Here is a 26,339-nt window from a genome sequence, read left to right as displayed (position 1 = left end):
TCAGGCCGGCGGGTCGGCGATCATCGCGGTGAAGTTGGCCTCGGCGGCGAGCTTGCCGTCGACCGAGGCGCGCCCGGCGAACTTGCACACGCTGGCGCGCTTCTGGACGAATTCGACGTCGAGCTGCAGCAGGCATCCCGGCTCGACCGGCTGGCGAAACTTGGCCCCCTCGATCGCCATGAAATAGACCAGCTTGCCGCTGTCGGCGAGCCCGAGGCTTTCGACCGCGAGCACCCCCGCAGCCTGTGCCAGCGCCTCGACGATCAGCACGCCGGGCATGATCGGGCGTCCGGGGAAATGCCCTTGGAAGAACTGCTCGTTCATGCTCACCGCCTTGATCGCGGTGATCGATCGGTCGATCTCGATCCGCTCGACCCGATCGACGAGCAGCAGCGGATAGCGATGCGGCAGCGCCGCCATCACCCGCCTGACGTCGAGCGGACCGGTCACGGCGCCGCCCGGCTCGCTCACCGCCCGGTGGGCCGGCTGGCGCTGGCGGCGGGCAGCGGAGTGACGCTGACCGACGGGAGCTGGCGGTTGAGTTCGGCGAGCACCGCGTCGGTGATCTCGAGCGAGGCCGAATTGGAGACGGTGGCGTTCTTGGCCATCACCAGATTGGCCCCGCGCTGGGTCATCACCGCATTGATGATCGGGTTGACCTTGGCGGCGATCTGGCTCTGCACGTTCGCGTTCGTCGACTGGAGCGCCTCGTTCTTCGACGCGATCTCCTGCTCGGCCGCCTGACGCTTGGTTTCGAACGCAGTCGCGCGGGCCTTCAGCGCGGCGTCGGGTTCCTTGCCGTTGAGCGCCTTGATGGCCGCGTCGATCGAATCATATTCGGTCTTTAACGAGGCCTGAAGCGAAGCCGCGCGCGCGTCGATTGCCGCCTTCTGGCTCCGCAGTTGGGCGTCGGCCGTCCGGCAGGCGGTGCAGGTCGTCAGCAGACGGTCCGCATCGACAATCGCCACCACCGCCGCGGGAACATTCTGGGCGGCGGCCACCTGCGGGAGTACCGCGGCGAGGCCGAGAGACAGGATCAGCGTTTTCATCAGAAGGACGTTCCTACGTTGAAGGTGAACAGCTTGGTCTGGTCGCCCGGCTGCTTGATCAGAGCCTTGGCGAGGTCAAGACGGAGCGGACCGAACGGCGACACCCAGTTCACCCCGATGCCGACCGACAGGCGCGGACTGGGCGAATTGCCGACAAACGATTCTTTGATGCCGCCTGCGGTGTAGGTGTAGGCACCCGGATGCGTCGCCGCATAATCCGCGCAGTTGGTACTGCCACCCGGCTTGACGGTGAAAGCGGTTCCGGTCGGATTGGTCGTCGTATTGGGAGAACATACGCCAATGTAATTGATCAGGTCGGGCTGGCGAACGCCCCAGATCGACCCGATGTCGACATAGGCGCTCGGGCGCAGGCCGAGCGACTTGAGCCCGCTGCTGGTCGGGAACTCGACCTCGAGCCGGCCCTGGTAATAATAGTGGCCGCCAAGCGCGTCGCCGCCATCGGTCTTCGGATCGTAGGGCAACAGCGCGCCTGTCGAATCATAAGTCTGGCGAATGACCCGCGGCCCGATCCCGCGAATGTCGAAGCCGCGAAGCTGGTCTCCGCCGAAGAAACGGTCGGTCAGGCGAATGGGGTCGAGCCGGCGGGTGGCGTCGAACGGATCGATCGGGCCCTTCTGCAATGCCTTGATCGCGCCGCCCTCGGCATGGATCGACAGGACGAAGCTCTTGGGCAGCGGCACGAACTGCGTCCCGCTGATCCGCGTGCGCAAGTAGCGCACGTCGCCGCCGAGCCCGGCGAAGTCCTGGGTCACGCCCAAGGCGCGTCCGCGGGTGGGGTGAATGCTGTCGGTGTTGTCGAACGAATAGCTGACCCCGACCGCCGAGGTAAGCCGACCGCCAAGCTCGTCACAGAGGTAAGCACCGGCCTTGAGCGGATCGCAGACGCCGTTGGTGTAGAAGGTCGCCTTGTCGAGGGTAATGTTGTCCTTCACCAGCGAGTAGCTAAGCCCGAGGAGCGAATATTCCGTCAGCGGGAAGCCGCTCTTGAGTGCCCCGCCGAGCGAAACCTGCTTGTACGTCGTATTTCGCTGGTTGTTGAGATAGTTATACGAGCTGTAATCGCGCCGGTAGATCTGCCCGCCGAGCGCGATGTTCCGGTCGAGGAAATGCGGCTCGGTGAACGCCAGTGCGACCGACTTCGAGTAGGCCGACCAGTCGACCGAGGCCGAGGCGACCTGCCCCTTGCCCATGAAGTTGCTCTGCGAGATCTGGCCCGAGAATACGACCTTTTCGAGGCTCGAATAGCCCGCCGACAGCGACAGCTGGCCGGTCGACTTTTCCTCGACGTTGACACCGAGCACGACCCGGTCGGGTGCCGATCCCTGGGTCTGCTTGATCTCCAGCTTGTCCTGGAAGAAACCGAGCCCCTGAAGCCGGTCCTGGCTGCGCTTGATCTTGATCGCGTTGAACGCGTCGCCCTCGTTGACCCGGAACTCGCGGCGGATGACCTTGTCGCGGGTCTGCGTGTTGCCGGTGATATCGATCCGCTCGACATAGACGCGCGGGGTGTCTCGAAGCTTGAACACCACGCCCATCGTGTGGGTGTCGGCGTCGCGATTGTAGCTGGGGTCGACCTGCGCGAAGGCATAGCCTTTGTTTCCCGCCGCCGAATTGAGCGCGTCGACCGTATCCTCGACCCGCTTGGCGTTGAACCATTCGCCCTTGTGAATGTCGGCGATCTTCATCACCTGAGCGTCGGTGAAGTCGCGAAGGTCGCTCTCGGCGGTCACGTCGCCGAACTTGTAGCGCTTGCCCTCCTCGACCACGTAGGTAATCACGAAGTCCTTGCGGTCAGGGGTTAGCTCGGCAAGCGCCGAGACCACCCGGAAATCGGCATAGCCCTGCGTCAGGTAGAAAGCGCGCAGCTTCTGCTGGTCGGCCGCCAGCCGGTCGGGATCGTAGCTGTCGTTGCTCTTGAGGAAGCCGAGCGGCCCCCCGGCCTGCTTGGTATACATCTGCTTGCGCAGCGTCGAATCGGAGAATTTGTCGTTGCCGATAATGTTGATCGCGCGGATCTTCGACTTGTCGCCCTCGTGGATCTCGAACACCAGGTCGACGCGGTTCTGGTCGAGCTGGACGATCTTGGGATCGACCGTCGCGGCGTAGCGCCCCTCGCGCTTGTAGAGCTCGATGATCCGCTCGACGTCGCTGCGCACCTTCGACCGCGTAAAGATCTCGCGCGGTGCCAGGTGGATTTCCGGCATGATCTTGTCGTCCTTGAGCTTCTTGTTGCCCTCGAGGACGATGCGGTTGATGACCGGGCTTTCCTTGACCGTGATGACCAGGTTGCCGGTGTCGGCGCCGGTGATGACGACGTCGGAAAACAGCTCGGTCGCGTAGAGCGCCTTCAGCGCCTGGTCGAGCGATTCAGCGGTGTAGGTCTGCCCGACGCCGAGGTTCGCATAGGCGCGGATCGTCTCGGGCTCGAGCCGCTGCGAGCCGCGCACCGCGATCGAGTGGATGACCCCGCTGGTCGGTGCCGGCGCGGCCGCTGGGGCCTGCGCCCCGCCCGGCGCGAACGCCGACTGGGCATAGGCAGGCATCGCCGCCCCGCCGAGCATCGTGGACACGAGGAACGCGCATTTCACGCGCTTCGAAAGCCTGTCGCTGGTGGAAATCACTCGTCCCCGCCCTAATTGTTCTGGCGCCCTTTTTGGACACCCGGTTGATCCGCCCTGCCCTGCCCCAACCGCACTAACCAATCAAGCGTCCAAGCCGGTCAAACAGGCCGAAGGACGACAGATCGTTGACGGTCAGCACCAGCATTAGCGCCAGTAGCAGCGCCAGCCCGCCGCGGAAGGCCCAGTCCATCGCGCGTGGATCGACCGGTTTCCGCCGGACCGCCTCGATCGCGTAAAATGCGAGGTGTCCGCCGTCGAGCATCGGGACTGGCAGGAGGTTGATGAAGCCCAGATTAATCGAGAAGAAGGCGAGCAGCTGGATGAACTCGAACGGCCCCAGCGCCGCCTGCTGCCCGGCGACCTGCGCCATCTTGAGCGGCCCGCCGAGCTCCTTCACCGATCGTTGCCCGGCGATCACCTGGCCGAGCCCGTCGACCATCGCACGCGTCATCTTCAAGGTGAAGCCGACCGAGGTCGGGATGAGGTCGATCGCCGGCACCCGCTCGGACACCCGCTTGGGCTGGAGGATGCCGAGCCGCCCGACGCGATAGCGCTGGCCATATTCGTCGACCTCGGTTGCCGCGCCGAGCGTGACCGGCACGTGAATCGCCCGCCCGTCGCGCACCGCGTCGACCGTGACCGTCTGGCCGGGACGAAGCACGACGTAGCGGAAGATGTCCTCGAACGTCGTGATCCCCTCGCCGCCGATCGCGGTGATCCGGTCGCCGACCGCCAGCCCGCTCGACGCCGCCGCGCTGCCGGGCATCATCTGCGCGACGACCGGCGGTGTCCGCGGCACGCCGATCGCGGCGAAAAAGGCGGCGAAGATCAGAATCGCGATGAGAAAATTGGTCATCGGTCCGGCCAGCACCACCAGGAACCGCTGCCACACCGGGCGCGCGTGGAACGATCGCGGATCGGCCGCCGCCCCGGCCCCCGGCTGGCTCGCCGCATTCTCGTCGCCGACGAATTTCACATAGCCGCCGAGCGGCAGCAGCCCGACCTTCCACCGCGTCCCGCGCCGGTCGGTCCAGCCGACGATCTCGCGCCCGAAGCCGATCGAGAAGCTCTCGGCGCCGATCCCGAACGCCCGGGCCATCGCGTAATGGCCGAGCTCGTGGAAGAAGACGAGCGGGCCGATCGCCAGCATGAAGGCGATCACGATCAGCCACAGCGGGGGTTGGGCAAGCATCAGGTCGCGCAGTCTTTCATCGCCAGATCAGCGACTTGCCTCGCCTCGCGGTCGATGTCGAGCACCTCATCGACGGAGCGGGGCGCGGCCGGGGCCATCCGCCCAAGCACCCGCTCGACCGTCGCGGCGATATCGAGGAAGCCGATCCTGCCTGCCAGGAAGGCCGCGACCGCGACTTCGTTCGCCGCGTTGAGCACCACCGGCGCCGACGTCGCTTCCCCGAGCACCGCGCGCGCCAGCCGAAGCGCCGGGAACCGCTGGGTGTCGGGCGCTTCGAAGGTCAGTGACCCGATCCGCGCGAGGTCGAGCCGCTCGGCCGGGGTCGCCATCCGCTCGGGCCACGCCAGCGTGTGCGCGATCGGGATTCGCATGTCGGGGCTGCCGAGCTGGGCGAGCGTCGACCCGTCGACATATTCGACCATCGAATGGATCACCGACTGGGGATGGACGAGAATGTCGATCCGCTCGGCGGGGAGCGCGAACAGGTGGTAGGCCTCGATCAGCTCGAGCCCCTTGTTCATCATCGTCGCGCTGTCGACGCTGATCTTCGCGCCCATCGACCAATTGGGATGGGCGACCGCCTGCGCCGGGGTCATCGCCGCCATCTCGTCGCGGCTCTTCGTGCGGAACGGGCCGCCGCTCGCGGTCAGCACCAACCTTGCGACATGGTCGACGGATGAGCCGGCAAGGCACTGGAATATCGCGTTATGTTCGCTGTCGACCGGCAGGATCGTCGCCCCCGACGCCTTCGCCGCCCCGGTCATCAGCGCACCGGCGGTGACCAGCGCTTCCTTGTTCGCCAGCGCGACCGTTGTCCCCGCCTCGAGCGCGGCCATCACCGGCTCGAGACCCGCGCAGCCGACGATCGCCGCCATTACCCAGTCGGCGTCGGCCCGCGCCGCCTCGACCAGCGCCGACTTGCCCGCCGCCGCCTCGCACCCGCTCCCCGCGAGCGCGTCGCGAAGCGCAGGCAGCCCGGCCTCGTCGCCGATCACCGCGAGCCTGGCGCGGGTGCGCCTGGCGGCAGCGGCGAGCTTCTCGACATTGGTCGCCGCGGTCAGCGCGACCACCTCGTAATCGCCCGGCGAGCGCTCGATCAGGTCGAGCGTCGAGCCGCCGACCGAGCCGGTCGCGCCGAGGATCGACACGCGCTTGGTCACAGCAGCCCCGCCAGCGTCGCCGCCGCGGTCAGGCTCGCGACCACCACCAGCCCGTCGAGCCGGTCGAGCGCCCCGCCGTGGCCGGGCAGCAGATTGCCGCTGTCCTTGACCCCTGCGCGCCGCTTCAGCCCACTTTCGAACAGATCGCCCAGCTGCGCCGCGACCGCGAACGGCGCGGCGAGCCAGTAGGCATTGGCGGGGAGCATCACCGTGCGCGCCCACACCGCCGCCAGCAGCGTCGCGATCACCACCCCGCCGACCAATCCCGCCCAGGTCTTATTCGGGCTGACCGACGGCGCGAGCTTGGGCCCGCCGATCGTCCGTCCCGCGAAATAGGCGCCGATGTCGGTCGACCAGGTGACCACGAACACCCAGACGAGCAGCTCGAGCCCCATCGGGGCGCCGTCGATCGCATAGCGGTCGCGGATCCACAGCAGCGACAGCGCGGGGACGAGCGCGTAGACGAAACCCGCGACCTGCCAGCCGATTCCCCAGCGCGCGACCATCCGCCGCCATTCGAACAGCATCGCCACCGCCGCCAGCGCGACGAGGCTGGCGAAGACGTAGCCGCCTAGCACCGCGGCGATCAGCGCCGCCGCGATCATGAGCACGCCGAGCACGCTGCGCTTGGCGAGTTCGCTCATCGCCCGCCGAACCGCCGCTGGCGCCCGGCATAGGCGGCCAGCGCGTCGTTGAACGCCGCCTCGTCGAAATCTGGCCAGAGAATGTCGAGGAATACCAGCTCGGCATAGGCCGCCTGCCAAAGCAGGAAATTGCTCAACCGAAGCTCGCCCGAGGTACGGATCAGCAGGTCGAGATCCGGCAGCCCGGCGGTCTGGAGCCCCGCCGCCATCGCCTGCTCGTCGATCCCCTCGGGGTCGATCTCGCCCGCCTTCGCCAGCACCGCGAGCCGCTTCGCCGCCGCGGTAAGCTCGGCGCGCGAGCCATAGTTGAGCGCGATGTTGAGCGTCAGCCGCGTGTTCGCCGCGGTGCGCTCGACCGCCTTTTGAAGCCGCTGGCCGAGCTCGCTGCCGAACGCCTCGGGATGGCCGATCAGCTGGAGCCGGACTTTTTCCTTCTCCAGCGTCTTGAGCTCGCGCTCGAGGTAGAAGCGCATCAGCCCGGTCAGGTCGGCGATCTCGTCGTCACTGCGCCGCCAGTTTTCCGAGGAAAAGGCGTAGATGGTCAACACCTCGACCCCGGCATCGGCGGCGGCGCGCATCGCCTTTCGCACTGCTTCCGCCCCGGCCCGGTGGCCGGCGACGCGCGGCAGCCCGCGCTTGGTCGCCCAGCGCCCGTTGCCGTCCATGATGATCGCGACGTGGCGGGGCACCGGGTGCCCCGAACCGTCGCGATCGACATGGCCCGCGGATCGCCCGTCGACTTCGCTCGGGACGAACGGAGTCGGTGTCGACGTCACTTGCCGAGGATTTCCTGTTCCTTGGTCTGGAACGCGGCGTCGATGTCCTTGATGATGTCGTCGGTCATCTTCTGCACTTCGGTGTCGAGCCGCTTGTGCTCGTCCTCGCTGATTTCCTTTTTCTTCTCGTCGGTCTTGAGCGCGTCCATCCCGTCGCGCCGGACGTTGCGGACCGCGACCTTCGCCTTTTCGGCATATTGGCCGGCCAGCTTGGCGAGTTCCTTGCGCCGTTCCTCGGTGAGGTCGGGGATCGGCAGGCGGATCATCTGCCCGTCGACGATCGGGTTGATCCCGAGCCCGGCGTTGCGGATCGCCTTTTCGACCGCGGTCAGGTTCGACCGGTCCCACACCTGGACCGAAATCAGCCGCGGCTCGGGCACCGACACGGTCGCGACCTGGTTGAGCGGCATGTTCGCGCCATAGACCTCGACCTGTACCGGATCGAGCAGCGCGGTCGACGCGCGGCCGGTGCGAAGCCCGCCGAGGTCGTTCTTGAGGTTGTCGAGCGCACCGGTCATCCGGCGCTGGATATCGCTCTTGTCGTAGGCGGGCATCGCTCTCTTACTCCTTGGTTTCGACGATCGTCGCGGTGCCGTCCCCGGCAAGGACCCGGGCAAGGTTGCCGGCCTCGCGGATGTTGAACACCACGATCGGGATATCATTGTCGCGGCACAGCGCGACCGCGGACGCGTCCATCACCTTGAGGTCGTCGGCCAGTACCTTGTCGAAGCCGATCGTCTCGTAGCGCTTGGCGTCGGCCTTCTTCTTCGGGTCGCCGTCATAGACCCCGTCGACGCTGGTCCCCTTGAACAGCGCGTCGCACTTCATCTCGGCGGCGCGGAGCGCGGCGCCGGTGTCGGTGGTGAAATAGGGGCTTCCCACCCCGGCGGCGAAGATCACCACCCGGCCCTTGGCGAGATGGCGCTCGGCGCGGCGGCGGATCACCGGCTCGCACACCTGGTCCATCTTGATCGCCGACATGACTCGGGTCTCGACCCCCTGCTGCTCGAGCGCGTTCTGCATCGCCAGCGCGTTCATCACCGTTGCCAGCATGCCCATGTAATCGGCCTGCGCGCGGTCCATGCCCTTGGCCGCCCCCGCCATGCCGCGGAAGATGTTGCCCCCGCCGATGACCAGGCACAGCTCGAGCCCGGTCTCCTTCGCCGCCTTCACCTCGGCGGCCATGTTGGCGACCGTGTCGGGATCGATTCCGAACTGGCCCGGCCCCATCAGCGCCTCGCCCGACAGCTTCAGCAGGATGCGGTTGAAGCGCGGAAAGGTCATGCAATCTCCGGTCAAAGGAAACGGGGCGGAAAGGCGCTTTAAGACGCCCCCGCCCCGCTGCCAACCGCTGAAACGCGGTCGATCAATTTGTGTTACGCGACCGGCTGCGGCACGCCCGAGGCGGCGGCGACTTCGGCGGCGAAGTCGCTCTCGGCCTTCTCGATGCCTTCGCCCAGCTGGAAGCGCTGGTAGGCCTTCAACGTGATCGGCGAGCCCGCCTCGTTGCCCGCCTGCGCGACGACGTCGGCGACCGGGGTCTTGTTGTCCATCACGAACAGCTGGCTGAGCAGCGCATTTTCCTTGCGGAACTTGGCCATCGTGCCCTCGACCATCTTTTCGACGATGTTGGCCGGCTTGCCGCTTTCGGCCGCCTTTTCCATCGCGATCGCCTTTTCGCGCGCCATCAGGTCGGTGTCGAGATCGTCGCCGTTGAGCGCGAGCGGGTTGGCCGCGGCGATGTGCATCGCGATCTGCTTGCCAAGCGCCTGGAGCGTCTCGGCCGGCGCCGCGCTCTCGAGCGCGACGAGCACGCCGATCTTGCCCATGTTCGGAGCGGCGGCATTGTGGACGTAGCTGACGACCGCGCCCTCACCGACCTCGAGCACCGCGGTGCGGCGAAGCGACTGGTTCTCGCCGATGGTGGCGATATTGTCGGTCAGCTTCTCCTCGACCGACCCGCCGCCCGGATAGGCCGCCGTCTTGAGCGCCTCGACGTCGCCGCCGGCCCCGAGCGCCAGCTTGCTGACCTCGCGGACGAACTCCTGGAACTGCTCGTTCTTGGCGACGAAGTCGGTTTCCGAGTTGACCTCGACCACCGCGCCCTTGGTGCCGTCGACCGCGACCCCGACGAGCCCCTCGGCGGCGGTGCGCCCGGCCTTCTTGGCGGCGGCGGCGAGGCCCTTGGCGCGAAGCCAGTCGACCGACGCTTCCATGTCGCCGCCGTTTTCGGCCAGCGCCTTCTTGCAGTCCATCATGCCGGCGCCGGTGCGCTCGCGCAGTTCCTTCACCGTAGCGGCGGTGATCTCAGCCATGTCTAATCCTTCCACAGGCAAATATGGGCGACGCGTCGCCGGGTTGCCCCCGCGACGCGTCCCCGAAAGTCAAACGCGAAGCGGGTCAGGCCTCGAGCGCAGCCTCGACCGGCGGCTCGGCCATCGCGCCGATGTCCTCGCCGCGCGACTGGCGCTCGCCGGTCTTGCCGGCGTTGGCGGCATTGGCGATCACCTCGCAATAGAGGCGGATGGCGCGGCTTGCGTCGTCGTTGCCCGGCACCGGGAAAGCGATCCCCGTCGGGTTCGAGTTCGAATCGAGGATCGCGACGACCGGGATGCCCAGCACGTTGGCTTCCTTGATCGCCAGCTCTTCCTTGTTGGTGTCGACGACGAACATCACGTCGGGCAGCCCGCCCATGTCGCGGATGCCGCCGAGCGACTTCTCGAGCTTGTCGCGCTCGCGGGTCTGCTGGAGCACTTCTTTCTTGGTCAGGCCCGCGGTGTCGCCGCTCAGCTGCTCCTCGAGCGTCTTGAGGCGCTTGATCGAGTTGCTGACCGTCTTCCAGTTGGTGAGCATGCCGCCCAGCCAGCGATGGTTGACGAAATGCTGGCCGCTGGCACGCGCCGCGTCGGCGATCGCGTCCTGCGCCTGGCGCTTGGTGCCGACGAACAGCACCTTGCCGCCGCGCGCGGCGGTCTGCTGGACGAAGTCGAGCGCGCGGGCGAACAGCGGCACGCTCTGCGACAGGTCGATGATGTGGACGCCGTTGCGGTCGCCGAAAATGTACGGCTTCATCCGCGGGTTCCAGCGGTGGGTCTGGTGGCCGAAGTGGGCGCCAGCTTCGAGCAATTGCTGCATCGTGACGACATTGGTCGCCATAGGGATAGTCTCCTTCCGGTTAGGCCTCGATGGAGCCAGTCACCTGCCTTGCGGCGGGCACCGGTATGGCGGCTCCATCTGCGGGATGAGCGGCCCCCTAAAGCAACTCTCCAATCTTTTCAAGCGCTTCGGAAATGAGAACATTCGAAGAACGAATTTGCTTGACCAGACAAGAACATTGAGGGAACATGGCGCCAGAACAGACCGGAATTGGCCGAAAACGGAACGAATTGCGCGTTGCGGGGTTGGCTGGAACGAAAAGGGAAACGCCGATGATTCTCGCACCATTCGCCACCGCCGCCGTTCTCGCCACCCTGTGGCTCGTCGTGAAGCTCGCGCTCGACTGGGCCGCCGAGGACGGTTCGAAGATCGTCGCCGCGCTCAAGGGCAGGTCGTGGGCGGCGCAGCCCGAACCGACCTATCGCGCGGTTACCGTGCGCTACCAGCCTCGGGCAGGGTCGGTTCGCCGTCCGCTGCGCGCCGCGGCGGCGTGGCGCGACGCCGCCTGACCGCGGCATAGCTCGCCAGGCTCCACGGGATGGTGGCGAGATAGCCTAGGGTCACCACCAGCAACGCCTGGAACGGCGCGACGACCAGGCTCGCGCCGAGCAGCACGACCAGCAGCAGCGCGATCATCCGCCACTGCTGGCGAATCCGGATCGACGACCAGCTGAAGGTCGGGATCGCCGAGATCATCAGCACCGCGACGAACAGCGTCCACGGCAGCACGATCCGCCAATCCTCGAACAGCGCGTTGTCGGTCACCAGCCACAGCAGGATCGGGACGAAGGCCAGCCCCGCTCCCGCCGGCGCCGGCACCCCGGTGTTGAACCCGGCCGACTTGTGCGGCTGGTAGTCGGCGTCGATCCGCGAATTGTAGCGCGCCAGCCGAAGCGCGCAGCAGACCGCGAGCGCGAGCGAGGCGATCCAGCCGAAGCGCGGCGCGGCATGGAGCGACCAGAGGAACAGGATCAGGGCCGGCGCGGTACCGAACGCGATATTGTCGCTGAGCGAATCGAGCTCCTCGCCGAACTTGCTCTGCGCCCGGAGCGCGCGCGCGATCCGTCCGTCCATCCCGTCGAGCACGCCCGCGCCGACGACCGCGAGCAGCGCCTTGTCCCAGTGATGGTCGATCCCGAACCGGATCCCGGTCAGCCCGAGGCACAGCGCCATCGCCGTCACCGCGTTCGGGACGAACGCGCGAAACGGAAAGGCGCGGACCGGCGGTTCGCTCACTGGCTGGTGCCGTTGCGCACGACCGTCGCGCCGATCTCGCCGAGGATCGTTTCGCCCGCGATCGTCCGCTGGCCGAGCAGCACGGTCGGCGCGGTGCCCTCGGGCAAATAGACGTCGACCCGGCTGCCGAAGCGGATCAGGCCGACCCGTTCGCCCGCGCGGACCCGGTCGCCTTCGCGGACGAAGGCCAGGATCCGCCGCGCCACCAGCCCGGCGATCTGGGTGAACCCGATCAGCGTCCCGTCGTCGCCCTCGACGAGGAAATGCTGCCGCTCATTGTCCTCGCTCGCCTTGTCGAGGTCGGCGTTGACGAACTTGCCCGGCACATAGGCCATCTTGCGGATCGTTCCCGCGATCGGCGCTCGGTTGATGTGGACGTCGAACACGCTCATGAAAATCGACACGCGGGTGAAGGTGCCGGCAAGGCTCGCCGACAACTCGGGCGGTGGCGGCACCTGGACGATCATCGTCACCAGCCCGTCGGCGGGGGCGATGATCAGCTTGGGATCGCTCGGCGTGGTCCGCACCGGGTCGCGAAAGAAGGCGGCGACCCAGATCGTCAGCCCGGTCAGCAGCCACGCCAGCGACGGGCTCAGCCAATAGGCGCAAAAGGCGATGAAGCCGGCGACGACGACGAACTTGCGCCCCTCGGGATGGACCTGCGGGAAACGCCACTTGACCGCGGTCAGCTGGCTGTCGGGATTTTGGATCTGGGACATGAGCGTTCCTCTAGGGGCAAGGGCAGGAGCCTGCAATCCGGCCCGCCGTTTCGCCCGGTTGCCTTGCCCGCGCACGCGTCTTAAGGCCCGCGCCAACCCCTTCCAGTCAGGAACGAACATGGCCAAGATCAAGGTGAAGAACCCGGTCGTCGAGATCGACGGCGACGAGATGACCCGCATCATCTGGCAGTGGATCCGCGAAAAACTGATCCTGCCCTATCTCGACGTCGACCTGCTCTACTACGACCTCGGGATCGAAAAGCGCGACGAGACCGACGACCAGATCACCATCGATGCCGCCAACGCGATCCTCGAACATGGCGTGGGGGTGAAGTGCGCGACGATCACCCCCGACGAGGCGCGGGTCGAGGAATTCGGGCTGAAGAAGATGTGGAAGTCGCCCAACGGGACGATCCGCAACATCCTCGGCGGCGTGGTCTTCCGCGAGCCGATCGTAATCGACAACATTCCCCGTCTGATCCCCGGCTGGACCGACCCGATCGTGGTCGGCCGCCATGCGTTCGGCGACCAGTACAAGGCGACCGACTTCAAGGTGCCGGGCAAGGGCAAGCTCAGCATCAAGTGGGTCGGCGAGAATGGCGAGGAGATCGAGCACGAGGTGTTCGACTTCCCCTCATCGGGGGTCGCGATGGGGATGTACAACCTCGACGAATCGATCCGCGACTTCGCCCGCGCCAGCCTCAACTACGGGCTGCAGCGCAAGTGGCCGGTCTACCTGTCGACCAAGAACACCATCCTCAAGGCCTATGACGGCCGGTTCAAGGACATCTTCCAGGAGGTCTACGACGCCGAGTTCAAGGCCGACTTCGAAAAGGCGGGGATCGAGTATCAGCACCGGCTGATCGACGACATGGTCGCCTCGGCGCTTAAATGGTCGGGCAAGTTCGTGTGGGCGTGCAAGAATTACGACGGCGACGTCCAGTCGGACCAGGTCGCGCAGGGGTTCGGCTCGCTGGGGCTGATGACCAGCGTGCTGATGACCCCCGACGGCAAGACGGTCGAGGCCGAGGCGGCGCACGGCACGGTGACCCGCCACTACCGCCAGCACCAGCAGGGCAAGGCGACCTCGACCAACCCGATCGCGTCGATCTTCGCGTGGACCGGGGGGCTGAAGTTCCGCGGGCGGATCGACGAGACTCCCGAGGTTGTCCGCTTCGCCGAGACGCTCGAGCGGGTGTGCGTCGAGACGGTCGAGGAAGGCAAGATGACCAAGGACCTCGCGATCCTGGTCGGGCCCGACCAGCCGTGGATGACCACCGAGCAGTTCTTCGAGGCGATCGTCGAGAACCTCGAGAAGGCGATGGCCCCGGCCTAACGTCGCAAAAGCCAGCGTCTGACCGGACCTTTTCGTGACCTTAAGCGAGGGAGCGCCGGTCAGGCGGTGGCCGAAGATCCTGGCGAATCCAATCGCGCGGCCCTGCCGGCGGACGTCATGACGTCACTCTGGCAGGACCGTCGCGAATAGGACAGGCCTTTTCGGTCAGGCCTTCCTGAGCGCGCCCGGCTTGTGCGCGGCGACGGCGCCGCTCTTCCCGCTCTTGACCAGATATTCGGGATTGTCGGCCGAGGCCGCCACCTTGTGCCCCTTGATCGAGGTCGGCCGGGTGAGCTTCTTCACCACCTTGCCGGTCGAGTGACCGCCGCTGCTGTCCCAGGCGACCTTGTCGCCAGCCTTGAGTGTCTTCGTCATCGCCGCCCAACGCGCCGCGCGGCGCATGGGTCCGGTGACAGCGCGGCGCCACCGTGCTTCAAGGGGCCATGGCCGGCCCCTCCCCTTCGCTCGGAAGCGGATTTTCCGACGCGCTGACCATCCTCGGCGCGGCGGGGATCGTCATTCCCGCCTTCGCCCGGCTGAAGATCAACCCGGTCATCGGCTTCCTCATCGTCGGGGTGATCGCCGGGCCGTTCGCGCTCGGCGGGGTCGCCGAGACGCACCGCTGGCTCGAGCCGTTCGTGATCAGCGACCCGCACGGGATCGAGCCGTTCGCCGAGCTCGGCATCATCCTGCTGCTGTTCACCATCGGGCTCGAATTGAGCTTCCGCCGGCTGGTGGCGATGCGGCGGCAGGTGTTCGGGATCGGCGCGACCGAGCTGGTCGGCGGGGCGGCGCTGATCGCGCTGTTCCTCGCGGCGACCGGCACCCCCTTCCCCGCCGCGGGCTGGCTGGCGGTGGCGCTGGCGATGAGCTCGACCGCGCTGGTTCTTCCGATCGCGGGCCAGACGAGCGCGGGGCTGGACGGCGCGGTCGGGCGTGGCGCGCTGGCGATGCTGCTGTTCGAGGATCTGGCGCTGGTCCCGCTGCTGCTGCTGCTCGGCGCGGGGGGCGACTGGGGGCAGACCGCGCTTTATGGCGCGGTCGCGATCCTCGCCGTCCTGCTGGTCGGGCGCTATGCCCTGCCCAGCCTGTTCGCGCAGGCGGCGCGGGCGAAGAAGCCCGAGCTGTTCCTCGCCATTTCGCTGCTGACCGTGATCCTCGCCGCCGGGGCGACCGGCAAGGCCGGGCTGTCGCCGATCCTCGGCGCGCTGCTCGCCGGGCTGCTGATCGCCGAGACCGACTATGCCCACGAGGTCGAGATGGTGGTCGAGCCGTTCAAGGGGCTCGCGCTCGGGGTCTTCCTGATCACCGTGGGGATGCGGATCGACCCGCGCGCGCTGGCGAGCGACTGGCCGCGGCTGCTCGGCGCGCTGGCGGTGGTGATCGCGCTCAAGGCGATCGTCACCGGGCTGCTGTTATTCGCGACCAAGGCGCGGCGCGGGGTGGCGGCGGAGACCGGGCTGCTGATGGCCAGCCCCGGCGAGACGACGCTGATCCTGCTCGGCGCGGCGGGGACCGCCAAGGTCCTGGGGGCCGACGCGGTCGCCTTCTGGTCGGCGGTGAGCGCGCTGGGGATGATGGTGACCCCGCTGCTGGCGAGCGCGGGGCGGTGGACCGCGGGCCGGGTCGACCGGGGCGCGGCCGAATTGCCAGCGCCCGGCGAGATCGACGGGGCGACGCTCGTGTTCGGCTTCGGCCGGGTCGGGCGGATGGTGGCGACGATGCTGGAGCGGCACGGGCGCGCGGCGATCGGGATCGACAGCGACATCGACGGGGTCAAGGCGGCGCGCGCCGACGGCTACGCGGTGCGGTTCGGCGACGTCGCGCGCAAGGAGCTGGTCGAAAAGCTCGACCTGGCCCGCGCGGCGGCGGCGGTGCTGACGATGGACGACCCGGTGCTGACCACGCGGCTGACCGAGCGGCTTCGCGCGCGTCACCCGACGTTGCCGATCATCGCCCGCGCGCGCGACGCCGCCCACGCCGCCGCGCTCTATCGCGCAGGGGTGACCGACGCGGTGCCCGAGGCGCTCGAGGCGTCGCTCCAGCTTTCCGAGGCGGTGCTGGTCGACATCGGGGTGGCGATGGGGCCGGTGATCGCGAGCATCCACGAGCGGCGCAGCGAGCTTCGCGCGCAGATCATGGACGAGGGCGCGCTCGACGTCGCGCCGCGGCTAGGGCGGCGGCGGGTGCGCGACATGGGAACATCGACGCCGCCCGGCGCTTGAGCGTCACATATGAGCGACGACATCCTCGACTGCCTGGTGATCGGCGGCGGCCCGGCGGGGCTGACCGCGGCAATCTACCTGTCGCGCTATCACCTCGACATCCTCGTGGTCGACAGCGGCGAGAGCCGCGCCGCGACGATCCCGTGCAGCCACAACCATGCCGGCTATCCGGACGGGATCAACGGCGAGGAACTGCTCGAGAAGATGCGCGAGCAGGCGCGCAAATACGGCACGCGGATCGAGCGCGGACGGGTCAGCCGGCTCGAGGTGCGGGGCGAGCATGACTTCGAGGCCGAATGGGGCGCGGGGCCGGTGCGCGCGCGGACCGTGCTGCTGGCGACCGGGGTGACCAACCGCCGCCCGCCGATGGACGAGGCGGCGCACGACGACGCGTTGGCGCGCGGGCTGGTCCGCTACTGCCCGATCTGCGACGGTTACGAGGTGACCGACAAGCCGGTCGGGATCATCGGCAATGCGGCGCGCGGGCCGGGCGAGGCGATGTTCCTTCGCGGCTATACGCCCGACGTGACGCTGATCGAGCCCGACGGACCGCTCGCGCTCAGCAACGACGACCGGGCGAGGCTGGAGGCGGCGAAGGTGCGGCTGGTCGACGGGCCGATCGTGGCGATCGAGCCGGGCGCGGACGAGATCGTCGTGCGGGTCGAGGGCGGCGAAACGCTGGCCTTCGCGAGCGTCTACCCGGCGCTCGGCAGCGACATTCACAACCAGCTGGCGAAGATGGTCGGGGCCAAGCTCAGCGACGATGCCTGCGTGCTGGTCGACGGGCACCAGCGATGCAGCGTGACGGGGCTCTACGCGGCGGGGGACGTGGTCAAGGGGCTCGACCAGATCAGCCACGCGATGGGCGAAGGCGGGGTCGCCTCGACCACGATCCGCAACGACCTGGCGGCGGTTCGGCCGCTGCTTCGCGAAGAAGAGTGCGCCTAGGCGAGGTAGACGGGATCGAGCACGATCCGGGCGTCGACGAGGTCGGCAATGCCGGGCCTGAACGGGATCAGCGCGCGCTTGCCGCTGGCCAGTTCGACTTCGAGCAGGTCGCCGGCGCCGAAATTCTCGACCGCGACGACCGAGCCGACGGTGGCGTCGGCGGCGTCGAAGCAGGTCAGGCCGATCAGGTCGGCGTGGTAATATTCGCCGTCCTTGAGCGGGGGAAGGTCGGCGCGATCGACCTCGATGAGCGTGCCGCGAAGCGCCTCGGCGGCCTCGCGCGTCGCGACCCCGTCGATCCGGGCGATCGGGCCGTTCGAGCCGTCGCGGATGGCGAGCGCGCGGGGCTCGCCGCCGACGAACAGCGTGGCGTGGCGGGCGAGGCTGTCGAGGCTGTCGGCGAACAGCTTCAGGCGAACCTCGCCCCTGACGCCGTGCGCGCCGGCGACCGCGGCGAGCGCAATGCGCTTGTCGGGAGCCGGCGCGGTCACGGGCTTACTCGGCCTTTTCGCCCTCGGCCTCGGCGACCGGGGCCTCGTCGGCGCTCGCGGCCTCTTCGGCGGCCGGCGCATCGGGGGCGGCTTCGCCCTCGGCCGGGGCCTGGCTGCTCTCGCCGGTCACCGCGGCGGCATCGTCGCCGGCGTCGCTGTCGGGGGTCGCCTCGTTAACGTCGGCGGTACTCGGGGCGGCGGGCGCTTCCTCGGCCGGGGCTTCTTCGGGAGCCGGGGCGGCGGCGGCGGCAGCGGCCTCCGCGGCTTCGGCGGCCTTGGCGGCGCGGGTCTCGGCGCGATCCTTTTCGTTCTTGCCCTGCTCGCCCTTCTTCGGGTTGTTGCGGGCGGCGCGCTCGCGGATGCCGGCGGCATCGAGGAAGCGGGCGACGCGGTCCGACGGCTGGGCGCCGACGCTCAGCCAGTGGGCGGCGCGCTCGCCGTCGAGCTTGACGCGGTCGGGCGAATCCTTGGCGAGGAGCGGGTTGTAGGTGCCGATCTTCTCGATGAAGCGGCCGTCACGCGCGTTGCGCGAGTCGGCGACGACGATGCGGTAATAGGGGCGCTTCTTGCTGCCACCCCGGGCGAGACGAATTGCAACTGCCATGTGTTAGGTCCTTTCAGTAACTATCTATTTTTTCGAGAATTTGTCGAAACCGGGCGGAAGGTTGAAGGGCGAGGCACCGCCGGGCAGGCCGGGGAGCTGGCCGCCCCCGAGACCCCCGCCACCAAGGCCGCCAAGCGCCTTTTCCATCCCGCCGCCCGAGAACATCGCGGCGAGCTTGCCGAAGCCGCCGAGCTTCTTCAGCCGCTTCATCGCGTTGGCCATTTCGAGGTGCATCTTGAGCAGCTTGTTGACCTCCTGCACCGAGGTGCCGCTGCCCTTGGCGATGCGGATCTTGCGCTTGGCGTTGATGATGTCGGGGCGCGCGCGTTCCTTGGCGGTCATCGAGCTCATCATCGCCTCGAGCCGGACCAGCGCCTTGTCGTCGACCGCGCCGGGCTTGGCGAGGCCCTTCATCCCCGGAAGCATCCCGGCGAGCGCGCCGAGGCCGCCCATCCGCTTCATCTGCTGGATCTGCATGGCGAGGTCGTCGAGGTCGAACTTGCCCTTCGCCATCTTGGCGGCGAGCTTCTCGGCCTCCTCGACCTGGACGGTCTCGGCAGCGCGCTCGACGAGGCTGACGACGTCGCCCATGCCGAGGATCCGCCCCGCGACGCGCGACGGGTGGAATGCCTCGAGCGCGTCGAGCCCCTCGCCGGTGCCGGCGAACTTGATCGGCTTGCCGGTGACCGCGCGCATCGAGAGCGCCGCGCCACCGCGCGCATCGCCGTCCATCCGGGTGAGGACGACGCCCGACAGCTCGACCTCGCCGGCGAAGCCCTTGGCGACGTTGACCGCGTCCTGCCCGGTAAGGCTGTCGACGACGAGCAGCGTCTCGACCGGCTTCGCGGCGGTGGCGACCGCCTTCATCTCGGCCATCAGCGCGTCGTCGACGTGGAGGCGGCCGGCGGTGTCGAGCAGGAGGACGTCGTAGCCCTGGAGGCGGGCGGATTGCAGGGCTCGCCCTGCAATCTCGACCGGGGGCTGGCCGGCGACGATCGGCAGCGTATCGACTCCCGCCTGGCGGCCGAGCACGGCGAGCTGCTCCTGCGCCGCCGGGCGGGCGACGTCGAGCGAGGCCATGAGGACCTTCTTGCGCTCGCGCTCCTTGAGCCGCTTGGCGAGCTTGGCGGTGGTGGTGGTCTTGCCCGAGCCCTGCAGGCCGACCATCATCACGACCGCAGGCGGATTGACGTCGAGGTGGAGCGCGGCCCCCTGCCCGTCCGTGCCTTCGCCGCCGAGCATCTCGACCAGCGCGTCGTGGACGATCTTGACCACCATCTGGCCGGGCGTGACCGAGCGAATGACGTCCTGCCCGACCGCCTGCTCGGTCGCCTTGTCGACGAAGTCACGCGCAACGGGGAGCGCGACGTCGGCCTCGAGCAGCGCGACGCGCACCTCGCGCATCGCCGCCCGCACGTCGGCCTCCGACAGGGCGCCGCGGCCGCGGAGCTTGTCGAAGACGCCGCCGAGGCGATCGCTAAGGCTGTCGAACATCCAGAATCCTCACCAAACCCACGGACGACAACGCAAACGACGCCGGCGGGTGAGGCTTCACCGGCCAGCGTGCCCCGAGAGGCGTCAGCGATGTCTGTCCGTTAAGACAGCCGCGCCCCTACGCGAGAGGGGCGGCGAGGTCAAGTTTTTGGGGGATCGAACACCGAGCTGCAACGCAGCGCCTTGCGCAATATGTCGGGCGGCAGACCCGGCTGGGGCACTGGCTTGATACCGAGTTGCTCGCCCAAGCCGAGTTCACCGCCGATGTCTATCTCCTCGACCTGGACTAGCGGACCGAGCCGGGCGATCGCGGCGCGGAGGAGGCGTCGGTCGGCGAGGCTCACCGCGCCCGGCTCGGCGAACCCGCTGATGCGGTCGATGAAGTCGCGCTGGCTCTTCGACACCTGGTCGAGCACCGCGACGCCGTCGTAGAACATCGCGTAATTCTGGCGGATGTCGGCGGGGAGATGGCGGAACGTCTCGGCGTCGCGGCTGTCCCAGGCACTTCGCGAGATACCGATGTTGACCGGTGTTCGCGGGTACAGCGCGGGCATGGGGGACCCCGTTCGCGCCCGGTCGAGCCACGCGCTCATGTCGGCGAGCCGGCGATGGTCGCAATCGAACTGCCTGGCGCGGAACAGGTAGGCGTAAAGGTCCATGCCGATTTCATGGTCGATCGTCTGGCGGAAGGCGGCGACGTCCTGCCGCTCCTGCCACGCCTGTGCCGCCTGCTGCGCGCCGAGCGCGAGGAGGACGCCGAGGACGATCACGCCGACCTCGCCCGCGAAGGCGCGCCAGCCGTGGAGCGGTTGCGGTGGTTTCATGGCCAGCCCCCTGCCTTCGGTCCCCCTGCCCCGCAGCTAAGCCCGGGCGGGCGGCAAATGCAATCAGGGCTTGGGCTTGGCTCCGCCCCCGCCCCCGCGGGGACCGCCGCCACCCGGACGCGGGCCGCGCGGGCCCGGGGTGCCGGGGCCGCGGCGGCCGGGGGTGCGGCGGTTGTCGCGGCGGTCGCCGGGGTCGCGGCGTTCGCGTTCGGGGACCCGGTCGAGCGGGCGGCTGGTCTGCACCGTGCCCTTGGGGCCGACGACATAGCCGTCCTTCAGCAGCTGGGCGAAGGCCGAGCGGACCGACTCGCGGATCGAGTCCTGGAGCGGCCTGGGCAGGTCGGCGAAGGCGGTGTTGGGGTGGAGCGACTGGAGGTCGCGGAGCATGACGTTGGGGACTCCGCCCGCGGCCGCCTTCGCCGCGGCGATCGCGTCGACCAGGGCGGAAAAGAGGATGCCCTGCATGACTTCGCTGGCGGCTCGCTGCACTCGTCGTCTCCTTCGCGCGGTGGACTCGCGCGTGCCCGCTCCCTAAGTCGCGCGGCGTGACGCGGCAATTCCATAAGATGCACGGGCTGGGGAATGATTTCGTCATCCTCGACGCGCGCAGCGACCCGGTGGCGATCGACGCGGCGCTGGCGGCGGCGCTGTGCGACCGGCGGACGGGGATTGGCTGCGACCAGCTGATCCGGCTGTCGCCGAGCGCGGTGGCCGAGGTGCGGATGGACATCTGGAACCCCGACGGGTCGGTCGCCGAGGCGTGCGGTAACGCCAGCCGCTGCGTGGTCGCGCTGACCGGTGCGGCGAGCATCGAGACCGACGGCGGGGTCATCGCGGGGGCGGCCGACGGCGAGGAGGTCGAGGTCGAGCTGGTCGAGCCGCGGTTCGAGTGGGACTCGATCCCGCTCGCCGACCCGGTCGATACGCGGCCGGTGCCGTGCGGCTGGGGGGCGCTGGAAGGCGGCGACGCGGTCAACGTCGGCAACCCGCATATCGTGTTTTTCGTCGAAGCCTTGGACGCTATCCCGTTGGAAACATTGGGGCCGGTGGTCGAGCACGATCCGATCTTCCCCGAGCGGGTCAACGTCAACGTCGCCGAAGTGGTCGCGGGCGGGCTGCGGCTGCGGACGTGGGAGCGCGGGGCCGGGGCGACGCTGGCGTGCGGGACAGGGGCGTGCGCGAGCGCGATCGCGGCGATCCGGCGCGGGCTGGTCGGCTCGCCGGTGAAGGTGACGATGCCGGGCGGCGCGCTGACGATCGGCTGGGCGCCGGGGGAAAAGGTGCGGATGCGTGGAAGCGCGACGCACGTGTTCACGGGCAGTATCGACTTGGAAGCGCTTTGAGCGTCGAGACGCTTTCGATGGCGTCTTCCGACGCAAGCGTCGAGACGCTTTCGATGGCGTCTTCCGACGCACGCGTCGAGACGCTGACCTTGGGCTGCCGGCTCAACTTCGCCGAGAGCGAGGCGATGCGGACGCTGGCACCGGCGGGGTCGCTGGTCGTCAACAGCTGCGCGGTGACGAACGAAGCGGTGCGGCAGACCCGGCAAGCGATCCGGCGGGCGTGGCGCGAGGCGCCCGGGCGGCCGATCATCGTCACCGGCTGCGCGGCGGAACTCGACCCCGGGGCGTTCGCGGCGATGCCCGAGGTGGCGCGAGTGATCGGCAATGCCGACAAATATCGCCGCGATGCTTTTTCGAGCGAAAACAAGGTGGTGCGCGGTGACGTCATGGCGGCAGGCGTGCCGCCGGTGGCGGCCGGTTTCCTGTCGCGGGTGCGCTCGTTCGTCGCGGTCCAAACCGGGTGCGACCATCGCTGCACCTTCTGTTCGATCTGGCAGGCGCGCGGGGCCTCGCGCTCGCTGGCCTACGAGGCGGTGCGCGACGCGGTCGCGCGCGAGCTCGACGCGGGCGCGCGCGAGATCGTGCTGACCGGGGTCGACGTGACCGATTACGCGGGCGGGCTCGGGACGCTTTGCCAGCGGCTGCTGCGCGACCTGCCTGCCCTCGCCCGGCTGCGGCTGTCCTCGCTCGACAGCGTCGAGCTCGACGGCGCGCTGCTCGAGCTGGTCGACGGCGAGCCGCGACTGATGCCGCATCTCCACCTCTCGCTCCAGGCCGGGGACGATTTGGTGCTCAAGCGGATGCGGCGGCGTCATTCGCGTGCGCAGGCGGTGGCGACGGTCGAGCGGCTGAAGCGGCGGCGTGACGTCACCATCGGTGCCGACCTGATCGCCGGATTCCCGACCGAGAGCGAGGAAGCAGCGGCGAACACGCGCGCGCTGATCGACGATTGCGACATCGTGGCGGCGCACGTCTTTCCCTATTCGGCGCGGCCGGGGACCGCGGCGGCGCGGATGCCGCAGGTCGAGGCCGCGACGGTCAAGGCGCGCGCGGCGGCGCTTCGCGCGGCGGCGGCGGGGCGGCGGGCAAGCTGGCTGGCGGGGCTGGTCGGCACATCGCAGACGGTGCTGGTGGAGAATGGCGAACGCGGGCATAGCGACGGCTTCGCGCCGGTGCGGATCGCCGGAGCCAGGCGCGGCGACTGCGGTCCGACGCGGATCGAAGCGGTCGACGGTGACCAGTTAATCGGGGTTTTCGAATGAGTTGGCTCGATCGCCTGACAGGCGGTTTCAGGAAGACGGCGGAAAAGGTCGGCGACAACCTGCAGGGGATCGTCTCCACCCAAGCGCTCGATACGGCGACGCTCGACGATATCGAGGAGGCGCTGATCGCGTCCGACCTCGGCCCCGGGGCGTCGCGGCGGATCCGCGAGGCGATCGCGGCGCGGCGGTTCGAGCAGCTCGACGAGCGCGGGCTGAGGACGATCCTGGCCGAGGAGATCGAGAAGATCCTTTCGCCGGTGGCCAAGCCGCTCGACGTGTGGGGCTTTCCGCGACCGCACGTGATCCTGGTGATCGGGGTCAACGGCAGCGGCAAGACGACGACGATCGGCAAGCTCGGCCATTGGCTCAAGGAGCAGGATTATGGCGTGCTGCTGGCGGCCGGCGACACCTTTCGCGCGGCGGCGATCGAGCAGTTGAAGATCTGGGGCGACCGGATCGGCGCGCCCGTCATCTCGGGCAAGGAAGGCGGCGACGCGGCGGGAATCGTGTTCGACGGGGTAAAGCAGGCGACCGCGACCGGGATCGACGCGCTGATCGTCGACACCGCCGGGCGGCTGCAGAACAAGGCGCACCTGATGGACGAGCTGTCGAAGGTTCGCCGGGTGCTCGGGCGGCTCAATCCCGAGGCGCCGCACGACGTGATCTTGGTACTCGACGCAACGACCGGGCAGAACGCGTTGAACCAGATCGAGATTTTCGCGCGCGATGCCGGGGTGACCGGGCTCGTCATGACCAAGCTCGACGGCACCGCGCGCGGCGGGGTGCTGGTCGCGGCGGCGGAGAAGTTCGGGCTGCCGATCCACGCGATCGGGGTCGGCGAAGGGGTCGACGATTTGCGCCCGTTCGATCCGCGCGCGGTGGCGCGGGCGATCGCGGGGCTCCAATGACAAAGGACGATGGCGTGAGCGTTGACAGGAAAGCACAGGGCGGGCCGCTGGCGATGGCGGTCGATTTCGGGCCGCTGCTGGTGTTCTTCCTCGCCTACAAGTTCGGCGGCGGCGGGATCGCGGCGATGATGACCGCGACGCTGGCGTTCATGGGCGCGATCGTGATCGCGATCGGGGTCGGCCACTTCGTGCTCGGCCGGGTGTCGCCGATGAGCTGGCTGTCGGCGATCCTGATCCTCGTGTTCGGCGGGCTGACGGTCTATTTCCACGACCCGCGCTTCATCCAGATCAAGCCGACGATCATCTATCTCGCGCTGGCCGCGCTGGTGCTGGTCGCCTGGGCACGCAAGAGGGCGATGCTCAAGTGGCTGTTCGGGCCGATCTTCCCCGGGCTCGACGAGACCGGCTGGCTCAAGCTCAGCCGCAACTGGGGGCTGTTCTTCCTCGTGCTGGCGGTGGCCAACGAGGTGGCGCGGCAGGCGCTGAGCTTCGATGCGTGGCTGACGCTCAAGGTGTGGGGGGTGAGCATCGCCTCGCTGCTGTTCGCGGCGGCGAACATCCCGATGCTGGTCCGCCACGGGCTCGACGTCGACGAAAAGGCGGCGGCGGTCGAGAAGGCGCCGCTCGAATGAGCGAGGCGCCGATCCTGTCGATCCGCGGGCTGCGCAAGGCCTATGGCGGCGGGACCGAGGCGCTGAAGGGCGTCGACCTCGACATCCGCAAGGGCGAGATCTTCGCGCTGCTCGGCCCCAACGGCGCGGGCAAGACGACGCTGATCAGCATCGTGTGCGGGATCGTCACCGCGAGCGGGGGCGAGGTGCTGGTCGAAGGGAAGAACTGGGAGCGCGACTATCGCCACGCGCGCACCCACATCGGGCTGGTGCCGCAGGAGCTGACCACCGACGCGTTCGAGAGCGTGTGGAGCACGGTCAGCTTCTCGCGCGGGCTGTTCGGAAAGGCCCGCGACGACGGGAAGATCGAGGAAATCCTCAGGCGGCTGACGCTGTGGGACAAGCGCAAGTCGATCATGATGGCGCTGTCGGGCGGCATGAAGCGGCGGGTGATGATCGCCAAGGCGCTGAGCCACGAGCCGACCATCCTGTTCCTCGACGAGCCGAGCGCGGGGGTCGACGTCGAGCTTCGCCGCGACATGTGGGCGCTGGTGCGCAAGCTGCGCGACGACGGGGTGACGATCATCCTGACCACCCACTACATCGAGGAGGCCGAGGAAATGGCCGACCGGGTGGGGGTGATCTCGAAGGGCGAGCTCATCGCGGTCGACGAGAAAAAGGCGCTGATCGCGCGGATGGGGAAGAAGACGCTCAAGATCGCGCTCGCCGAGCCGATGGCGGCGGTGCCCCCTGCCCTTGCGCCATGGGCGCCGGGGCTCGAAGATGACGGGCGGACCTTGTGCTACCGGTTCGACGCCAATGCCGAGGAGACCGGGATCGACGGGCTGATGAAGGCGCTGTCGGACGCGCACATCGGCTTCAAGGATTTGTCGACCCACCAGTCGAGCCTCGAGGACATCTTCGTCGAGCTGGTCCATGGCGAGGGAGCGCGGGCATGAACGGGCACGGCATCGCCGCCATCTACCGGTTCGAGATGGCGCGTGCGCTCAGGACATTGTGGCAGAGCCTGATCACCCCGGTGATCACCACCGCGCTCTATTTCGTGGTGTTCGGCGCGGCGCTGGGGAGCAAGGTCGCGGCGATCGACGGGGTCAGTTTCGGGGCGTTCATCGTCCCCGGGCTGACGCTATTGAGCGTGTTCATGCAGTCGATCTTCAACGCCAGCTTCGGCATTTATTTTCCGAAGTTTACCGGCACTATCTACGAAATGCTGTCAGCACCGATCTCGGCGTTCGAGCTGGTCGTCGCCTATGTCGGGGCGGCGGCGACCAAGTCGGTGGTGCTGGCGCTGGTGACGCTGGCGACCGCGACGCTGTTCGTGCCGGTGCACCTTGCCCACCCGCTGCTGATGCTCGCCTTCCTGGTCGCGATCTGCGTCGGTTTCTGCCTGTTCGGCTTTGCGATCGGGATATGGTCGAAGAATTTCGAGCAGCTCCAGATCATCCCGATGTTGGTGATCACCCCGCTGACCTTCCTGGGCGGGGCCTTCTACTCGGTCAACTCGATCCCCGAGCCGTGGCGGACGGTGACCAAGTTCAACCCGGTGGTCCACCTCGTCAGCGGGTTCCGCTGGACCTTCACCGGGCAGGCCGACGTGCCGGTGTGGTCGAGCATGGCGATGATGGCGGGGCTGATCCTCGTCTGCCTCGCGATCATCGGCTGGATGTTCCGCACCGGCTACCGCCTCAAGCAGTAGCC

The 26,339-nt window shown here is 68.4% G+C and carries 28 protein-coding genes and 1 pseudogene; 10 read left to right on the top strand and 19 right to left on the bottom strand.

What is annotated here, in order from left to right; genetic code table 11:
• The 11 genes from fabZ to rpsB form a co-directional block, all read right to left on the bottom strand.
• Positions 1 to 450 carry a 3-hydroxyacyl-ACP dehydratase FabZ gene (fabZ, locus tag ABDK56_RS01610; protein WP_349806319.1) on the bottom strand — a complete coding sequence of 150 codons (450 nt, stop codon included), beginning with the start codon at positions 448 to 450 and terminating at the stop codon, positions 1 to 3.
• Positions 451 to 467: 17 nt separating this feature from the next.
• Positions 468 to 1,049, bottom strand: a complete 582-nt coding sequence (locus ABDK56_RS01605; protein ID WP_349806318.1) for an OmpH/Skp family outer membrane protein — start codon at positions 1,047 to 1,049, stop codon at positions 468 to 470.
• Complete coding sequence (gene bamA / locus ABDK56_RS01600) at positions 1,049 to 3,631, bottom strand: outer membrane protein assembly factor BamA (protein WP_349806804.1); 2,583 nt, start codon at positions 3,629 to 3,631, stop codon at positions 1,049 to 1,051. The genes ABDK56_RS01605 and bamA overlap by 1 nt, the downstream gene beginning before the upstream one ends.
• 133 nt (positions 3,632 to 3,764) lie before the next feature.
• Entirely contained in the window at positions 3,765 to 4,883 is a 1,119-nt protein-coding gene (locus ABDK56_RS01595) for a M50 family metallopeptidase (RefSeq protein WP_349806317.1), read from the bottom strand.
• On the bottom strand, positions 4,883 to 6,043 hold the full coding sequence (locus ABDK56_RS01590) for a 1-deoxy-D-xylulose-5-phosphate reductoisomerase (RefSeq protein WP_349806316.1): 1,161 nt from the start codon (positions 6,041 to 6,043) through the stop codon (positions 4,883 to 4,885). Before ABDK56_RS01590 ends, ABDK56_RS01595 begins: the two co-directional genes overlap by 1 nt.
• Positions 6,040 to 6,687: a phosphatidate cytidylyltransferase gene (locus ABDK56_RS01585; protein ID WP_349806315.1), complete on the bottom strand. Its 648-nt coding sequence runs from the start codon at positions 6,685 to 6,687 to the stop codon at positions 6,040 to 6,042. Before ABDK56_RS01585 ends, ABDK56_RS01590 begins: the two co-directional genes overlap by 4 nt.
• Complete coding sequence (gene uppS / locus ABDK56_RS01580) at positions 6,684 to 7,463, bottom strand: polyprenyl diphosphate synthase (RefSeq protein ID WP_502959245.1); 780 nt, start codon at positions 7,461 to 7,463, stop codon at positions 6,684 to 6,686. The genes ABDK56_RS01585 and uppS overlap by 4 nt, the downstream gene beginning before the upstream one ends.
• Complete coding sequence (frr, locus tag ABDK56_RS01575; protein WP_349806314.1) at positions 7,460 to 8,017, bottom strand: ribosome recycling factor; 558 nt, start codon at positions 8,015 to 8,017, stop codon at positions 7,460 to 7,462. The genes uppS and frr overlap by 4 nt, the downstream gene beginning before the upstream one ends.
• A gap of 7 nt (positions 8,018 to 8,024) precedes the next feature.
• Positions 8,025 to 8,747 carry a UMP kinase gene (gene pyrH, locus ABDK56_RS01570; protein ID WP_349806313.1) on the bottom strand — a complete coding sequence of 241 codons (723 nt, stop codon included), beginning with the start codon at positions 8,745 to 8,747 and terminating at the stop codon, positions 8,025 to 8,027.
• A gap of 92 nt (positions 8,748 to 8,839) precedes the next feature.
• Positions 8,840 to 9,778: a translation elongation factor Ts gene (tsf, locus tag ABDK56_RS01565; protein ID WP_349806312.1), complete on the bottom strand. Its 939-nt coding sequence runs from the start codon at positions 9,776 to 9,778 to the stop codon at positions 8,840 to 8,842.
• An 85-nt stretch (positions 9,779 to 9,863) separates the two neighbouring features.
• Positions 9,864 to 10,619, bottom strand: a complete 756-nt coding sequence (rpsB, locus tag ABDK56_RS01560; RefSeq protein ID WP_349806311.1) for a 30S ribosomal protein S2 — start codon at positions 10,617 to 10,619, stop codon at positions 9,864 to 9,866.
• 272 nt (positions 10,620 to 10,891) lie between these two features.
• Here rpsB and ABDK56_RS01555 point away from each other — a divergent pair, with 272 nt between their 5' ends.
• The gene (locus tag ABDK56_RS01555; RefSeq protein ID WP_349806310.1) at positions 10,892 to 11,128 is read left to right on the top strand and encodes a hypothetical protein; all 237 of its coding nucleotides are present in this window, start codon (positions 10,892 to 10,894) and stop codon (positions 11,126 to 11,128) included.
• Here the strand turns inward: ABDK56_RS01555 and ABDK56_RS01550 are convergent.
• Both ABDK56_RS01550 and ABDK56_RS01545 read right to left on the bottom strand, forming a co-directional pair.
• On the bottom strand, positions 11,049 to 11,855 hold the full coding sequence (locus ABDK56_RS01550; RefSeq protein ID WP_349806309.1) for a CDP-alcohol phosphatidyltransferase family protein: 807 nt from the start codon (positions 11,853 to 11,855) through the stop codon (positions 11,049 to 11,051). The genes ABDK56_RS01555 and ABDK56_RS01550 overlap by 80 nt on opposite strands.
• Positions 11,852 to 12,574 (bottom strand): phosphatidylserine decarboxylase, encoded by a 723-nt coding sequence (locus ABDK56_RS01545; protein ID WP_349806308.1) that lies wholly within the window; start codon positions 12,572 to 12,574, stop codon positions 11,852 to 11,854. The genes ABDK56_RS01550 and ABDK56_RS01545 overlap by 4 nt, the downstream gene beginning before the upstream one ends.
• A gap of 118 nt (positions 12,575 to 12,692) precedes the next feature.
• Here ABDK56_RS01545 and ABDK56_RS01540 point away from each other — a divergent pair, with 118 nt between their 5' ends.
• Positions 12,693 to 13,910: an NADP-dependent isocitrate dehydrogenase gene (locus ABDK56_RS01540; protein ID WP_349806307.1), complete on the top strand. Its 1,218-nt coding sequence runs from the start codon at positions 12,693 to 12,695 to the stop codon at positions 13,908 to 13,910.
• A gap of 165 nt (positions 13,911 to 14,075) precedes the next feature.
• Here ABDK56_RS01540 and ABDK56_RS01535 read toward each other — a convergent pair whose 3' ends face one another.
• On the bottom strand, positions 14,076 to 14,285 hold the full coding sequence (locus ABDK56_RS01535) for a hypervirulence associated TUDOR domain-containing protein (RefSeq protein ID WP_349806306.1): 210 nt from the start codon (positions 14,283 to 14,285) through the stop codon (positions 14,076 to 14,078).
• Positions 14,286 to 14,353: 68 nt separating this feature from the next.
• On the opposite strand from ABDK56_RS01535, the gene ABDK56_RS01530 reads away from it, so the two are divergent.
• A complete protein-coding gene (locus ABDK56_RS01530) occupies positions 14,354 to 16,135 on the top strand; it encodes a cation:proton antiporter domain-containing protein (RefSeq protein WP_349806305.1) in 1,782 nt (593 codons plus the stop codon).
• Between the two features lie 9 nt (positions 16,136 to 16,144).
• Positions 16,145 to 17,083, top strand: coding sequence for an NAD(P)/FAD-dependent oxidoreductase (locus ABDK56_RS01525; protein ID WP_349806304.1), 939 nt, complete (start codon positions 16,145 to 16,147; stop codon positions 17,081 to 17,083).
• Here the strand turns inward: ABDK56_RS01525 and rimM are convergent.
• From rimM to ABDK56_RS01500, 5 genes and pseudogenes are all read right to left on the bottom strand, one after another.
• Positions 17,080 to 17,574 (bottom strand): ribosome maturation factor RimM, encoded by a 495-nt coding sequence (gene rimM / locus ABDK56_RS01520; protein WP_349806303.1) that lies wholly within the window; start codon positions 17,572 to 17,574, stop codon positions 17,080 to 17,082. The two genes, ABDK56_RS01525 and rimM, sit on opposite strands and share 4 nt — an antisense overlap.
• A 184-nt stretch (positions 17,575 to 17,758) precedes the next feature.
• Positions 17,759 to 18,178: pseudogene (rpsP, locus tag ABDK56_RS01515) on the bottom strand (30S ribosomal protein S16); the annotation flags it as partial.
• A gap of 24 nt (positions 18,179 to 18,202) precedes the next feature.
• Positions 18,203 to 19,672, bottom strand: a complete 1,470-nt coding sequence (gene ffh, locus ABDK56_RS01510; protein ID WP_349806301.1) for a signal recognition particle protein — start codon at positions 19,670 to 19,672, stop codon at positions 18,203 to 18,205.
• A 140-nt stretch (positions 19,673 to 19,812) separates the two neighbouring features.
• Positions 19,813 to 20,496, bottom strand: a complete 684-nt coding sequence (locus ABDK56_RS01505) for a hypothetical protein (protein ID WP_349806300.1) — start codon at positions 20,494 to 20,496, stop codon at positions 19,813 to 19,815.
• Positions 20,497 to 20,559: 63 nt separating this feature from the next.
• Positions 20,560 to 20,985, bottom strand: coding sequence for a hypothetical protein (locus tag ABDK56_RS01500; RefSeq protein WP_349806299.1), 426 nt, complete (start codon positions 20,983 to 20,985; stop codon positions 20,560 to 20,562).
• Between the two features lie 56 nt (positions 20,986 to 21,041).
• On the opposite strand from ABDK56_RS01500, the gene dapF reads away from it, so the two are divergent.
• The 6 genes from dapF to ABDK56_RS01470 are packed head-to-tail and all read left to right on the top strand — an operon-like array spanning position 21,042 to position 26,337.
• The gene (dapF, locus tag ABDK56_RS01495; protein WP_349806298.1) at positions 21,042 to 21,839 is read left to right on the top strand and encodes a diaminopimelate epimerase; all 798 of its coding nucleotides are present in this window, start codon (positions 21,042 to 21,044) and stop codon (positions 21,837 to 21,839) included.
• 53 nt (positions 21,840 to 21,892) lie between these two features.
• Positions 21,893 to 23,101, top strand: coding sequence for a MiaB/RimO family radical SAM methylthiotransferase (locus tag ABDK56_RS01490; RefSeq protein ID WP_349806297.1), 1,209 nt, complete (start codon positions 21,893 to 21,895; stop codon positions 23,099 to 23,101).
• Complete coding sequence (ftsY, locus tag ABDK56_RS01485) at positions 23,098 to 24,009, top strand: signal recognition particle-docking protein FtsY (protein ID WP_349806296.1); 912 nt, start codon at positions 23,098 to 23,100, stop codon at positions 24,007 to 24,009. The genes ABDK56_RS01490 and ftsY overlap by 4 nt, the downstream gene beginning before the upstream one ends.
• Positions 24,006 to 24,641 (top strand): inner membrane-spanning protein YciB, encoded by a 636-nt coding sequence (locus ABDK56_RS01480; RefSeq protein ID WP_502959244.1) that lies wholly within the window; start codon positions 24,006 to 24,008, stop codon positions 24,639 to 24,641. The genes ftsY and ABDK56_RS01480 overlap by 4 nt, the downstream gene beginning before the upstream one ends.
• Positions 24,638 to 25,579, top strand: coding sequence for an ABC transporter ATP-binding protein (locus ABDK56_RS01475; protein ID WP_349806295.1), 942 nt, complete (start codon positions 24,638 to 24,640; stop codon positions 25,577 to 25,579). The genes ABDK56_RS01480 and ABDK56_RS01475 overlap by 4 nt, the downstream gene beginning before the upstream one ends.
• Positions 25,576 to 26,337 (top strand): ABC transporter permease, encoded by a 762-nt coding sequence (locus ABDK56_RS01470; protein ID WP_349806294.1) that lies wholly within the window; start codon positions 25,576 to 25,578, stop codon positions 26,335 to 26,337. The genes ABDK56_RS01475 and ABDK56_RS01470 overlap by 4 nt, the downstream gene beginning before the upstream one ends.
• The last annotated feature ends 2 nt before the right edge of the window (positions 26,338 to 26,339 follow it).

Source organism: Sphingomonas sp. ASV193 (assembly GCF_040203355.1).
Classification (GTDB): Bacteria; Pseudomonadota; Alphaproteobacteria; order Sphingomonadales; family Sphingomonadaceae; genus Sphingomicrobium.
Note: the sequence above shows the minus strand (reverse complement) of the source record. Positions and strands in the feature narration are given on the sequence as shown.

Coding starts and splice junctions, on each gene's coding strand:
- ABDK56_RS01605 (WP_349806318.1), bottom strand. CDS start 1,049: ATGAAAACGCTGATCCTGTCTCTCGGCCTCGCCGCGGTACTCCCGCAG.
- bamA (WP_349806804.1), bottom strand. CDS start 3,631: ATGCTCGGCGGGGCGGCGATGCCTGCCTATGCCCAGTCGGCGTTCGCG.
- ABDK56_RS01595 (WP_349806317.1), bottom strand. CDS start 4,883: ATGCTTGCCCAACCCCCGCTGTGGCTGATCGTGATCGCCTTCATGCTG.
- ABDK56_RS01585 (WP_349806315.1), bottom strand. CDS start 6,687: ATGAGCGAACTCGCCAAGCGCAGCGTGCTCGGCGTGCTCATGATCGCG.
- frr (WP_349806314.1), bottom strand. CDS start 8,017: ATGCCCGCCTACGACAAGAGCGATATCCAGCGCCGGATGACCGGTGCG.
- pyrH (WP_349806313.1), bottom strand. CDS start 8,747: ATGACCTTTCCGCGCTTCAACCGCATCCTGCTGAAGCTGTCGGGCGAG.
- tsf (WP_349806312.1), bottom strand. CDS start 9,778: ATGGCTGAGATCACCGCCGCTACGGTGAAGGAACTGCGCGAGCGCACC.
- rpsB (WP_349806311.1), bottom strand. CDS start 10,619: ATGGCGACCAATGTCGTCACGATGCAGCAATTGCTCGAAGCTGGCGCC.
- ABDK56_RS01555 (WP_349806310.1), top strand. CDS start 10,892: ATGATTCTCGCACCATTCGCCACCGCCGCCGTTCTCGCCACCCTGTGG.
- ABDK56_RS01545 (WP_349806308.1), bottom strand. CDS start 12,574: ATGTCCCAGATCCAAAATCCCGACAGCCAGCTGACCGCGGTCAAGTGG.
- ABDK56_RS01540 (WP_349806307.1), top strand. CDS start 12,693: ATGGCCAAGATCAAGGTGAAGAACCCGGTCGTCGAGATCGACGGCGAC.
- ABDK56_RS01535 (WP_349806306.1), bottom strand. CDS start 14,285: ATGACGAAGACACTCAAGGCTGGCGACAAGGTCGCCTGGGACAGCAGC.
- ABDK56_RS01530 (WP_349806305.1), top strand. CDS start 14,354: ATGGCCGGCCCCTCCCCTTCGCTCGGAAGCGGATTTTCCGACGCGCTG.
- ABDK56_RS01525 (WP_349806304.1), top strand. CDS start 16,145: ATGAGCGACGACATCCTCGACTGCCTGGTGATCGGCGGCGGCCCGGCG.
- ffh (WP_349806301.1), bottom strand. CDS start 19,672: ATGTTCGACAGCCTTAGCGATCGCCTCGGCGGCGTCTTCGACAAGCTC.
- ABDK56_RS01505 (WP_349806300.1), bottom strand. CDS start 20,496: ATGAAACCACCGCAACCGCTCCACGGCTGGCGCGCCTTCGCGGGCGAG.
- ABDK56_RS01490 (WP_349806297.1), top strand. CDS start 21,893: ATGGCGTCTTCCGACGCACGCGTCGAGACGCTGACCTTGGGCTGCCGG.
- ftsY (WP_349806296.1), top strand. CDS start 23,098: ATGAGTTGGCTCGATCGCCTGACAGGCGGTTTCAGGAAGACGGCGGAA.
- ABDK56_RS01480 (WP_502959244.1), top strand. CDS start 24,006: ATGACAAAGGACGATGGCGTGAGCGTTGACAGGAAAGCACAGGGCGGG.
- ABDK56_RS01475 (WP_349806295.1), top strand. CDS start 24,638: ATGAGCGAGGCGCCGATCCTGTCGATCCGCGGGCTGCGCAAGGCCTAT.
- ABDK56_RS01470 (WP_349806294.1), top strand. CDS start 25,576: ATGAACGGGCACGGCATCGCCGCCATCTACCGGTTCGAGATGGCGCGT.